Genomic DNA, 11,611 nt, shown 5'->3' on the forward strand with positions numbered 1-11,611 from the left:
AAACGCGTGGCGCTGGCCTCGGTCGAACACAATCGCAAATACCAGCTGGAAATGGGTGGCAAGAACCCCTTCGTCGTGCTCGATGACGCCGACCTCAATGTTGCAGTGGAAGCCGCGGTCAACTCCGCCTTCTTCTCGACCGGCCAGCGTTGCACGGCATCTTCGCGCCTCATCGTCACCAAGGGCATTCACGATCGCTTCGTGGCGGCCATGGGCGAACGGATGAAGGGGCTTGTGATCGACGACGCCTTGAAGGCCGGCACCCAGATCGGTCCGGTGGTCGATGAGAGCCAACTCAACCAGGACACCGACTATATCGCCATCGGCCGACAGGAAGGCGCCAAGCTTGCCTTCGGCGGCGAGCTTCTGAAGCGCGACACGCCCGGCTTCTACCTGCAGCCGGCGCTGTTTACCGAAGCGACGAACGCGATGCGCATTTCTCGGGAAGAGATCTTCGGGCCGGTCGCAGCCGTCATCCGCGTCAAGGACTACGATGAGGCACTCACGGTCGCCAACGACACGCCCTTCGGTCTGTCCTCGGGGATTGCCACCACCAGCCTCAAGCACGCGACCCATTTCAAGCGCAATGCCGAAGCCGGCATGGTGATGGTCAACCTGCCGACGGCGGGCGTCGATTTCCACGTGCCCTTCGGCGGGCGCAAGGGCTCGTCCCATGGCTCGCGCGAGCAGGGGCGCTACGCCGCCGAGTTCTACACCACCGTCAAGACGGCCTACACGCTCGCCTGAAGCACGCCGTCATCGGGCCCGCGTGAACGGTGCGGGCCGCATAAGGAAGGAAGAGATGAAGAAGAAAGCTGAATGGCCGCGCAAGCTGCGTTCGCAGGATTGGTTCGGCGGTACCGGCAAGAATGCCATCATGCACCGCTCCTGGATGAAGAACCAGGGCCTGCCCGCCGACACCTTCGATGGCCGGCCGATCATCGGCATCTGTAACACCTGGTCGGAGCTGACGCCGTGCAACGCGCATCTGCGTGATCTCGCAGAGCGGGTGAAGCGCGGCGTCTACGAGGCCGGTGGCTTCCCGGTCGAATTCCCGGTGTTTTCCGTTGGCGAAAGCACGCTGCGGCCCACGGCGATGATGTTCCGCAATCTTGCGGCCATGGACGTCGAAGAGGCGATCCGCGGCAATCCGGTCGATGGCGTCGTGCTGCTTGGGGGCTGTGACAAGACCACGCCGAGCCTCCTGATGGGGGCTGCGAGCGTCGACATTCCGGTCATCCTCGTCTCCGGCGGCCCGATGCTGAACGGTAAGTGGCGCGGCAAGGATGTCGGCTCAGGCACGGCGATCTGGCAGTTCTCGGAAATGGTGAAGTCCGGCGAGATGTCGCTCGCCGAATTCATGGATGCGGAGCAGGGCATGGCCCGCTCGGCCGGCAGCTGCATGACCATGGGCACGGCCTCGACCATGGCCTCGATGGCCGAAGCGCTCGGCATGACCCTGCCCGGCAATGCGGCGATCCCTGCCGTCGATGCCCGCCGCCGGGTGATCTCCCAGCTCTCCGGCCGCCGCATTGTCGACATGGTCAAGGAGGATCTGAAGCCTTCGGATATCCTGACGAAGCAGGCCTTCGAGAACGCCATTCGCGTCAACGGCGCTGTCGGCGGCTCGACCAACGCCGTGCTGCACCTCTTGGCGCTTGCCGGCCGTGTCGGTGTCGACCTCAGTCTCGACGATTGGGATCGCCTCGGCCGCGACGTGCCGACGATCGTCAACCTGCAGCCGTCGGGCAAGTACCTGATGGAGGAGTTCTATTATGCCGGCGGCCTGCCGGTCGTGATCAAGGCCGTGGGCGAAATGGGCCTCCTTCACAAGGATGCTGTGACCGTCACCGGTGACACGATCTGGAACGACGTCAAGGATGTCGTCAACTACAATGACGACGTCATCGTGCCGCGCGACAAAGCGCTGACCAAGTCCGGCGGCATCGCGGTGCTGCGCGGCAATCTTGCGCCCAAGGGCTGCGTGCTGAAGCCGTCCGCCGCATCGCCGCACCTGATGCAGCACAAGGGCCGGGCGGTGGTGTTCGAGAGCATCGAGGACTACCACGCCCGCATCAATCGCGATGATCTCGACATCGACGAGACCTGCGTGATGGTGCTGAAATATTGCGGCCCGAAGGGTTACCCGGGCATGGCCGAGGTCGGCAACATGGGCCTGCCCCCGAAGGTGCTGAAAAAGGGCATTACCGACATGATCCGCATCTCCGATGCGCGCATGTCCGGCACGGCCTACGGTACGGTCATCCTGCACACGGCGCCGGAAGCGGCCGATGGCGGCCCGCTGGCACTGGTTCAAAACGGCGACATGATCGCCGTCGACGTGCCGGCCCGCACCATCCATCTCGATGTCTCCGACGAAGAACTGGCCCGTCGTCGCGCTGCCTGGGTGTCGCCGGTGATGCCGCTCAAGGGTGGTTATGCCGGCCTCTACGTCAAGAGCGTGATGCAGGCCGACACGGGCGCGGATCTCGACTTCCTCGTCGGTCCGCGCGGCGCGGAAATTCCGATGAACCGCGACAGCCACTGACGCTGTCGGCGCGAGAGCGGACAGTTCGCTCTTGTCTTTGGCGCTCAACACAGCTCGCGTCATATCAGACGCGCAAAGGCCGCCGTCGCACCGTAATTGCGGTGCGACGGTCCCAGGTGCCAGCGTCGAGGAGGCCGCTGCGAGCTGAGCAGGCTTGGCGCACCCGCAAGCATCGTCGCGGGACGGGACCTGTAACTTTTATGCTGGCACTGACCCGCGACCGTCTTCATCGCTGCAATCAGCCCTAGTCGGCGGGCCTGTTCATCTTCCCTTACCTCTGGGTAACCACTGACCGCGCGGTGCGTATTGGCGTCGCAGCGTCGACGTCATAGTTTTCCCCCGCGACGTTGCGTGCCTGCAGGTGGGCGGCCGCGGCAGTGCTCCATTGATCGGAGACGATCGAAGGATAAATGCAGCAGCCGAACAGCCGTCAGCTATCTTGCGGCGAGAAGGAGCATGCGCCTCGGCTTGGCCGTCGGAGCGTGTCGGAACCTATGATCTAAGGGAGTGAAGAAGCGTGCCGTTAACAGATCTTATCGATTCGTATTGCGCTGCCTGGTCGTCGGAGGACGCCGAGCAGAGGCGGGCGTTGCTGGTGCCGATCTGGGCCGATGGCGCAACGTACACGGACCCGACGGTTCATGCCGCCGGTGCAGAAGAACTGCTCGCGCACATTGCAGGTATTCAGGCTGGGCACCCGGGCGCGCGTATTACTCGGACAAGCGACGTGGATGTTCATCATGGGATCGCACGCTTCGCCTGGCGATTTGTGATGCCCGACGGATCATCTTTCCCCGAGGGTCTGGACATCGCATTCCTCGATCCCAACGCGACGCGCATTACGCGCATCATCGGTTTTTTCGGGCCATTGGCCAGCCTTCCAGCGTCATCAGACGTCCTTTGATCGGCTAAGAGCCTCAGAACGATCACCGCACCACTTTCAGTGCGGCGATCCTGTTTGGGTGCCAAGGCCATCGTTTCGAAAAGACACGCCTTCGGCCGCATCTTTGCCGTGTGTTATCCACACTGGGCAAAACCCTCGCTTTTCGGCTGATCCGCTGCAACCGGCAGCAACCCTGCGACGTATCCCCTTTGTCGGGGCCATTCCGACCCTGACCTTGTTAGGAGGACGATCATGCGGAGGAATGTTCTTGCGTTGTCGCTCGGTCTTCTTGCGACGGTGGCGCTGTCCCAGCCGGCATTTTCACAGAGTGCGAACGGTCTTGGCGTCGGCGTGTCCGTCGGTGGCCCGAGCGGGCTGAACGCCAATGTCGGACTTGGTGGCTCGAACGGCCTTAAGGCCGATATCGACGCATCGCTCGGCGGCGCAAACGGCGTCAATGCCAACGCAAACGCCTCGATCGGCGGTGCGCAAGGCGTCAACGCCGATGTGCAGGCGAGCGCCGGCGGCGCCAATGGCATCAACGCGGATGCCGATGTCGGCCTTGGCGGCGGAAAAGGGCTCAACACTTCGGTCAATGCCACGGTCGGTGGACGGAATGGCCTGACTGCTGGTCTCAAGGCCAATGCAGGCGGCGGCAACGGCGTCGGGCTTGGGCTCGGCGTGGGAGTTGGAACGGGATCCGGCGGCGGGAGCTCCGGGGGTGACGGCAGCGTTGGCGGTGGAACCGGAGGCGGTTCGGGAGGCTCGGTTTCACCAGGCGCTTCGATGGCCGCGTTCAATGCACTGCCCGCCGGCGAGCGGGTCAAGCTGATCAAACGCTGTCGCGATGTCGTTGGCGGCGGTTATGACAGCGGGCTGGTTTCGCTCTGCCGCATCCTGCAGGCGAGCGCCTCGCGGTAGTCGGAACATCCGGTAGCTTCGACGGGGCGTCGCCGCCGCCCCGTCTCCGACCTACTGACTCTGATTTTGGCTCTGGCCCCGGGCCTGGCTTTGATTCTGGCTTTGGCTTTGGCTTTGCTGCTGCTGTTCGACCGTGACCGACACCTTCAGCGTCTCCTTCGCCTCGCCGTGGATCAGCCCGGAGATGGGGGCGGCGTCGCGGTAGCAGAGGCCGGAGGCGATGCGGACATAGCGATCATCTGGGCAGATCTTGTTGGCTGCATCGAAGCCGACCCAGCCGAGCCCGTTGAGATGCACCTCGGCCCAGGCATGGCTGGCCGTCTGTTCGGGGTGCCCCTCCATCATCAGGTAGCCCGAGATGTAGCGCGCCGGTAGATCGAGCGAGCGGGCCGCTGCGATCAGGATATGGGCATGGTCCTGGCAGACGCCTTGGCCGCTTTCCAGCGCATCCTCGGCCGTCGTTTCCGCATGGGTCTCGCCGGGTTTGTACGTCACCGCCTCGTGGATCGTCTCCATCAGCGCATGCATGCGGGCAAGGGCGGTGTCACCTTCGGCGGATTTTGCGAGCTCGCGGATGAGCTTTCCGGCCTTGGTAAGCGGTGTTTCGCGTGCAAAGAGCCACAGCGGCACATAAGACTGGTGCGGGCCGAAGACGCCGGCGCGGTCCTCCGTGTGGACCTCGCCGGAGGCCGTGATATGGATCGTTTCGCGGTCGCCGTCGATGCTGACGAGGTGAACACGGTTGCCGAAGTGGTCGTCGTAGTTCACTTCGATCGCAGCGCCATCGACGAGGGTCTCCCAGCCGAGCACGGTCTGGCCCACCTGGGTGAGCGGCGTCAGCCGCAAGCGCTGCAGGGCATACTGCACGGGCTCGTCATAGTGATATTCGGTCGTGTGGCTGATCTTCAGGTGCATGCCATCCTCCGATCTAGAACGCTTCCGGTCAAAACGGAGTTGTGAAAGCGCTCTATCTCCTTGTTTTTACGCAATTCCAAACGCGAAACGGCGTTACACTTTCGCTGAAACTGCTCTAGTAGAATCGGTAGCCGTCGGAGATTTCCTGTCCCAGACGGTTGTTGTGGCTGATGAATTCTTCGAGATACTCATGCAGCCCCTGATCCATGATGTCCTTGATCGACTGGCTGCGCAGCGACGCTAGCGTCCGGTCGGCCGTCTCGTGGGCGGCATGGCGTTCGCCATACTCCCGTTCGAGGTAGCCGAGGTTGCTGGCGATCTTCTCGTAGCAATACGCAAGCGAGCGCGGCATGCGGCCGTTGGAAATCAGGAAGTCGGCGATGTTGGCGGGGCGGAGCTCGGCGTCATAGACCCAGCCATAGGCGCGATGCGCCGAGACCGAGCGCAGAATCGATTCCCACTGCACATTGTCCATCGACGAGCCGACGGCGGCGACCGCCGGCAGGAGCACATAATACTTAACATCGAGGATGCGGGCGGTGTTGTCGGCCCGTTCGATGAAGGTGCCGATGCGCGAGAAATTGAAGATCTCGTTTCGAAGCATGGTGCCGTGGAAGGCGCCACGGATGAGGCCGGCGCGGCGCTTGATCATGTCGATGATCTCCGGCATGTCCGTCGGGCGCGCCTTCTTCGACAGCATTGCCCTCATCTCGAGATAGCACTCGTTGGTGGCTTCCCAGGTTTCGCGCGTCAGCGCCGTGCGCACCATGCGGGCATTGTGACGCCCCGCCTCGATGCAGGACATCACGCTTGAGGGATTGGCCCGGTCGCGCAGCAGGAAGTCGATCGCGTCGATGCTCGTCAGCGTCTCGTGCACCTCGTCATAAAGTTCGCGCACGCCCGCACTTTGCAGCACACCGTCCCAGTCGCCCTCCGTTGCCTCGCTGCGGGTCAGCGCCATGCGCAGGCCGGCATCGATCAGCCGGGCGCTGTTTTCGGCGCGTTCGATATAGCGGAACATCCAGTAGAGGCCGTTTGCAGTTCTTCCGAGCATCTCTCAGTCCTCCAGCACCCAGGTGTCCTTGGTCCCGCCACCCTGGCTGGAGTTCACGACGAGCGAACCGGCTTTCAGCGCCACGCGCGTCAGGCCGCCGGGGATGATCTGGACCTTGTCGGAGACGAGGACATAGGGGCGAAGGTCGACGTGCCGGGGCGCGATGCCCTTGTTGACGAGGATCGGCACGGTGGAAAGGGAAAGCGTCGGCTGGGCGATGTAATTGGTCGGGCGGGCTTTCAGCTTCTCGGCGAAGACGGCGCGTTCCTTCCTGGTCGCCGTCGGGCCTACCAGCATGCCGTAGCCGCCTGAGCCGTGGACCTCCTTGACCACCAGCTCTTCCAGATGCTCGAGCACGTATTTGAGGCTCTGCGGCTCGGAACAGCGCCAGGTCGGGACGTTTTCCAAGAGCGGCTTGCGGCCGGTATAGAACTCGACGATCTCGGGCATGTAGGAATAGATCGCCTTGTCGTCGGAAATTCCGGTGCCGGGCGCGTTGGCAATGGTGATGTTGCCGGCGCGGTAGACGTCCATGATGCCTGGAATGCCGAGGGCGGAATCCGGTCGGAAGGTGAGTGGGTCGAGGAAGTCGTCATCGACGCGGCGGTAGAGCACGTCGATCGCCTCGTAGCCGCGGGTGGTGCGCATCTTCACCTTGCCGTCGATCACCCGCAGGTCCGATCCTTCGACGAGCTCGACGCCCATCTGGTCGGCGAGGAACGCGTGCTCGTAGTAGGCCGAATTGTAGATGCCGGGCGTCAGCACCGCGACGCGCGGCTTGCCGCTGCAGCCGGGAGGTGCGAGCGAAGAAAGGCTCTGGCGCAGCAGGTAGGGGTAGTTCTCGACCGGGCGCACGCGGTTTTGATGGAAGAGTTCCGGGAACATCTGCATCATCGTTTCGCGGTTCTCCAGCATGTAGCTGACGCCGGATGGGGTACGCGCGTTATCTTCGAGAACGTAGAACTGGTCTTCGCCGGTTCTGACGATGTCGGTGCCGACGATATGGGTATAGACGCCGCCCGGCGGGCGGAAACCGATCATCTGCGGCAGGAAGGCTTCGTTCTTTTCGATCAGTTCGCGCGGGATGCGGCCGGCGCGGATGATTTCCTGCTTGTGGTAGATGTCGTCGAGAAAGGCGTTGAGCGCGATGACCCGCTGTTCGATGCCCTGGGCGAGCTTGCGCCATTCGCGGCCGGAGATGATGCGGGGGATGAGATCGAAGGGGATGAGCTTTTCGGAACTGTCTGCGTGTCCGTAGACCGCGAAGGTGATGCCGGTTTTCCGGAAGATGTTCTCGGCGTCCTTGGATTTCGCTATGAGCCGATTTCTGTCCTGGCTGGCATACCAATCATGATAGGTCGAATATGGCTGGCGCGGACTGCTGTCCGCATTCATCATTTCGTCAAATGCCAAAGGCGTGGTCCCCTTATTTTTGACCATTTGAGTACAAGGCTGGTTGCAATGCAAGAAGCGTGCTCAGTCGCCTGAAAAGAAAGTTGGCCACGCCAGAAGCGCCCGTTCGCGGGGAAATCTGCCCAACGACAGGGCAGCCGCATCCGGTCGCAGAAAGTGGTTGCGACCGGGTGGGCAAGAAATATGCACTTGCTCTAAATTTGGACGCGGGCGCCGAAGCTAGCCGAGACCCAGGCAGACGATCGCGAGGACCGCGAGGAGACAGAGCACCAGCAGCGACAATGTGGCGGCAGCACTTGCACGCGGCCCGCAATGGGCGAGCGCGCGGATGTCGACCTCAAGGCCGAGGGCGGCCATCGCGATGACCGTCAGCCAGGTGGAGACCGTCACGGCGTCGGTCGCGAGTGTGTCGGAGATTGCGCCGCTGTTGCGGGCGATCGCAACGGCGAGGAAACCCAGAATGAACCAGGGAACGAAATGGAGGATCGTGGCGAGGCGCGACTTCCGTTGTCTGGGCGCTTTGCATTCCGGCTCGGTATCGCGGCTGCCAATTAGCGAGAAGCAGAAGACGACGGGGCCGAGCATCAGCACGCGCACGAGCTTGACCAGCGTGCCCACCTGGACCGAGAGCGGGCTGAAGGGGCTGGCCGCGGCCAGGACCTGGGGTACGGCATAGACGGTCATGCCGGCAAAGACGCCGTAGCCCTGGGGCGTCATGCCGAGCCAACCGCCGACGAAGGGCAGCGACAGGACGACGGCGATGCCGAGGATGGCGGTAAAAGAAATTGCAGCTGCGACCTCCTCGCCGCGGGCACCGATGGCCGGTGCGACGGCGGCGATCGCCGAGTTGCCGCAGATGGCGTTGCCGCAGGCAATCAAGGTCGCCAGGCGTTTCGGCAGCCCGAGCATGCGCGCAATCAGGTAGCCGGTGGAAATCGACAGAAGAACCATGGCGACGATAGTGACGAGCAGGGTCGGCCCGCTCGCTGCGATCGCGTCGAAGCTCAGCATCGCGCCGATTAGCACGATCGCTGTCTCCAGCAGGACTTTCGCCGAGAAGTGGATGCCGGAGAGGAAGCGGGGGCCGGGCGTCCAGAGGGTGCGGACGATAGCGCCGAGAAGGATCGCGAGAACGAGCGCTTCCAGCCAAGCGCGGCCGGTCCAGCGCCGCTCGATCCATTCCAGACCGATGGCCGCAAGTGCGACGAGACAGCAGAGGAAAAGGCCCGGAAGAATGCACGTCAGGCGGGAGGCGACTGAGGAAAATTGGGAGCGAAATGGGGAATGCGATCTGGACATGGGCGCAACCTACGCTCATCCATGAATCAGTCTAACGGATTATTCTTGTCATTCTGATCGATTTTTGCGATTGATCTTCCATGACACTCGATCAGCTTAAAATCTTCGTCGCGGTCGCCGAGCGGCTGCACATGACCAAAGCCGCCGAGGCGATGAACGTCACGCAGTCGGCCGCAAGCGCGGCCATCGCGGCGCTCGAAACCCAGCACGACATCAGATTGTTCGATCGCGTCGGCCGCGGCCTGACGCTGACCGATGCCGGCAAGATCTTCCTGCCGGAGGCAAAGGCGGTGCTCGCCCGGGCGCTCGCCGCCACCGCCTGCCTGCGCGATCTCTCGGAGCTTCGCCGCGGCGAACTGTCGATCGCCGCCAGCCAGACGGTCGCGAGTTATTGGCTGCCGTCGCGCCTTGCCCGCTTCACCCACGACTATCCCCAGGTCGACGTGAAGCTCACCGTGCGCAACACGGCCGTCGTCGCCGAGGCGGTGGAAGAGGGCACGGCGCAGCTCGGCTTCGTCGAGGGGCGCGTGGATGGCGCCAAGCTCGACCATCGCCGCGTCGCCGTCGATCGCATCGCCGTCTATGCCGCGCCCTCGCACGCGTTCGTTGGGGCTGCCGTCAATCTGGAAATGCTGCTTTCTGCGCGCTGGGTGCTGCGCGAGGAAGGCTCCGGCACGCGGGCAATGTTCCTGCAATCGATGAATGATCATGGAGCAGACGTCGATCGGCTCAGGATCGAGCTTGAGCTGCCCTCGAACGAGGCGGTGCTGACGGCGGTCGAAAGCGGTCCTTTCGTCACGGCCGTTTCCCGGCTCGCAGCACAACCTTTCGTCGATAGCGGCCGGCTCGTGGAACTGCCGTTCGAACTGGCTGAGCGCAGCTTCGAGCTTTTGACCCACCGCGAGAGGCAGTTCAGCCACGCGGCGCGGGCCTTCGTGGAACTGCTTTGAGGCAAATTCCGTTTTGCTCCAGGGCTTGCCATGCGGGAGACCCCTGGCAATCGCTGCAGGATCTCTTTTTTAAGAGGTGACCATGGTGTTCGAAATCGTCGAGAGACCCGCACAGCGCATTTCCGGATCGTTCTGGGAGGGCACCTTCGGCGAGGCGGCCGATGGTGCCGTTCGCCGGCTGATCGCCGAAATGCAGGGGCATCACCAGCATCTTCATCCAGGCGATCATGCAGCATTGGTCGGCATCTCCTGGAACGATCGCCCGGATGGATTCCGCTATCTCGTCGGCTATGTTTCCGACCTGGCAGAGACGACCGTGCACCCAGGCTTTGTCGACCTGCCGGCCATGCGCTTCGTCACGGCCCTGCATCACCCTGATAGCGGCGACGTCTTTGCCCATTACCAGAGAATGTTCGACTGGATCGCGGCCGAAGGCCACGCGGTCGATACCGCCTTGCTGCACTATCGCGAGGAGTACGATCCCGGTTTCGTCTCGCTGTCGCTATCCTCGCTCAGGCTGATGGTTCCGATTGGCTGATGCTTCCCATCAGAAAAATTGCTTTGACCATCGATACCGGCGCGGATACTTGCATGAGTGCTTAAATCGGAGGGATTTGAGCGCGAAATCAGCGGCAGATCAAAGCGTTACAACAGCCCGACGCGCTTCAGCGAGGGCGGTTCATTGCTTCCACCTGCCGCCGTCATTCCGATAGGCTCACCATGCTCGCCCGTCTGGCTCCCGCCATCTTCGTTCTGCTCTGGTCCACCGGCTGGGTGGTGGCGAAATATGCTGCGGTCTACGCAGATCCGCTGACCTTTCTCGTGTTGCGCTACACGCTGGCGATCGCGCTCTTCATCCTGTTCTGCGTCGTCACCGGCGCACGATGGCCGAAGTCCTGGAAAATGGCCGGTCATGCGATCGTGTCCGGCATGTTCCTGCACGGGCTCTATCTCGGGTCGGTCTGGTGGGCGATCGGCGAGGGCGTGCCGGCCGGCATTTCCGGCATCATCGCCGGCCTGCAGCCGCTGATGACCGCGGTCGCCGCGGCCTTCGTCATCGACGAGAGGCTGAGCACGCAGCAGAAGCTCGGGCTGGTGCTCGGCTTCTTCGGCATTGCGCTTGCCGTCCTGCCGAAGGTGCTGGCGATCGACACGGGGGCGACGCCGATCCACTTTCTGCCTGTGATCATCAACGTGCTCGGCATGGGCGCCGTCACCTATGGCACGCTCTACCAGAAGCGCCATCTGCAGAGCGGTGACATCCGCACCATCGCAGCGCTGCAATATCTCGGCGCGCTGATCGTGACGATCCCGCTGGCGCTGATGCTCGAAGACCTGCACGTCACCTGGAACCTCCAGGTGGTTCTGGCACTTGCCTGGTCGGTTCTCGGGCTCTCGATGGGCGCGATCGCGCTGCTGCTTTATCTGATCCGTCGAGGGCAGGTGTCGCGCGCAGCGTCGCTGATCTATCTCGTGCCGCCGCTTGCCGCCGTGCAGGCGTGGCTCTTCTTCGGCGAAGCGCTGACGCTGCCGATGGTCATCGGCACCATCATTGCCGTTGCTGGCGTCTATCTCACCAACCGCAAGCAGGCGTGAAGCACGACGCGCGAGAGTGTGAAGCGGTTTTG

11 protein-coding genes are annotated in these 11,611 nt (G+C 63.0%); 7 read left to right on the plus strand and 4 right to left on the minus strand.

From position 1 onward, the window contains the following. The 4 genes from BLU15_RS23005 to BLU15_RS23020 all read left to right on the plus strand — a co-directional run. Positions 1 to 747 (plus strand): aldehyde dehydrogenase family protein (locus tag BLU15_RS23005; RefSeq protein WP_143034245.1); only part of this gene is annotated, 747 nt, incomplete at its 5' end. 55 nt (positions 748 to 802) lie between these two features. Then, positions 803 to 2,548: an L-arabinonate dehydratase gene (gene araD / locus BLU15_RS23010; RefSeq protein ID WP_034803454.1), complete on the plus strand. Its 1,746-nt coding sequence runs from the start codon at positions 803 to 805 to the stop codon at positions 2,546 to 2,548. A 517-nt stretch (positions 2,549 to 3,065) separates the two neighbouring features. After that, positions 3,066 to 3,452 carry a hypothetical protein gene (locus BLU15_RS23015; protein WP_089045052.1) on the plus strand — a complete coding sequence of 129 codons (387 nt, stop codon included), beginning with the start codon at positions 3,066 to 3,068 and terminating at the stop codon, positions 3,450 to 3,452. 231 nt (positions 3,453 to 3,683) lie between these two features. Further along, a complete protein-coding gene (locus tag BLU15_RS23020) occupies positions 3,684 to 4,352 on the plus strand; it encodes a hypothetical protein (RefSeq protein WP_090298344.1) in 669 nt (222 codons plus the stop codon). A gap of 51 nt (positions 4,353 to 4,403) precedes the next feature. On the opposite strand, the gene BLU15_RS23025 is transcribed toward BLU15_RS23020, so the two are convergent. From BLU15_RS23025 to BLU15_RS23040, 4 genes are all read right to left on the minus strand, one after another. Continuing rightward, complete coding sequence (locus BLU15_RS23025) at positions 4,404 to 5,267, minus strand: transglutaminase family protein (RefSeq protein WP_060518839.1); 864 nt, start codon at positions 5,265 to 5,267, stop codon at positions 4,404 to 4,406. Between the two features lie 115 nt (positions 5,268 to 5,382). Continuing rightward, positions 5,383 to 6,321, minus strand: a complete 939-nt coding sequence (locus BLU15_RS23030; RefSeq protein ID WP_034803460.1) for an alpha-E domain-containing protein — start codon at positions 6,319 to 6,321, stop codon at positions 5,383 to 5,385. 3 nt (positions 6,322 to 6,324) lie between these two features. Next, positions 6,325 to 7,719, minus strand: a complete 1,395-nt coding sequence (locus tag BLU15_RS23035) for a circularly permuted type 2 ATP-grasp protein (RefSeq protein ID WP_034803477.1) — start codon at positions 7,717 to 7,719, stop codon at positions 6,325 to 6,327. A gap of 234 nt (positions 7,720 to 7,953) precedes the next feature. Next, a complete protein-coding gene (locus BLU15_RS23040) occupies positions 7,954 to 9,033 on the minus strand; it encodes a YeiH family protein (protein ID WP_090298347.1) in 1,080 nt (359 codons plus the stop codon). Between the two features lie 80 nt (positions 9,034 to 9,113). Here BLU15_RS23040 and BLU15_RS23045 point away from each other — a divergent pair, with 80 nt between their 5' ends. The 3 genes from BLU15_RS23045 to BLU15_RS23055 all read left to right on the plus strand — a co-directional run bounded on the left by BLU15_RS23045 (position 9,114) and on the right by BLU15_RS23055 (position 11,579). Continuing rightward, positions 9,114 to 9,983, plus strand: coding sequence for a LysR family transcriptional regulator (locus tag BLU15_RS23045; protein WP_090298350.1), 870 nt, complete (start codon positions 9,114 to 9,116; stop codon positions 9,981 to 9,983). Positions 9,984 to 10,065: 82 nt separating this feature from the next. Further along, complete coding sequence (locus tag BLU15_RS23050) at positions 10,066 to 10,521, plus strand: GyrI-like domain-containing protein (RefSeq protein ID WP_210336604.1); 456 nt, start codon at positions 10,066 to 10,068, stop codon at positions 10,519 to 10,521. 182 nt (positions 10,522 to 10,703) lie between these two features. Next, a complete protein-coding gene (locus tag BLU15_RS23055) occupies positions 10,704 to 11,579 on the plus strand; it encodes a DMT family transporter (protein ID WP_034803471.1) in 876 nt (291 codons plus the stop codon). The last annotated feature ends 32 nt before the right edge of the window (positions 11,580 to 11,611 follow it).

It is taken from the genome of Ensifer sp. YR511 (assembly GCF_900103045.1).
GTDB classification, from domain to species: Bacteria; Pseudomonadota; Alphaproteobacteria; order Rhizobiales; family Rhizobiaceae; genus Ensifer; species Ensifer adhaerens.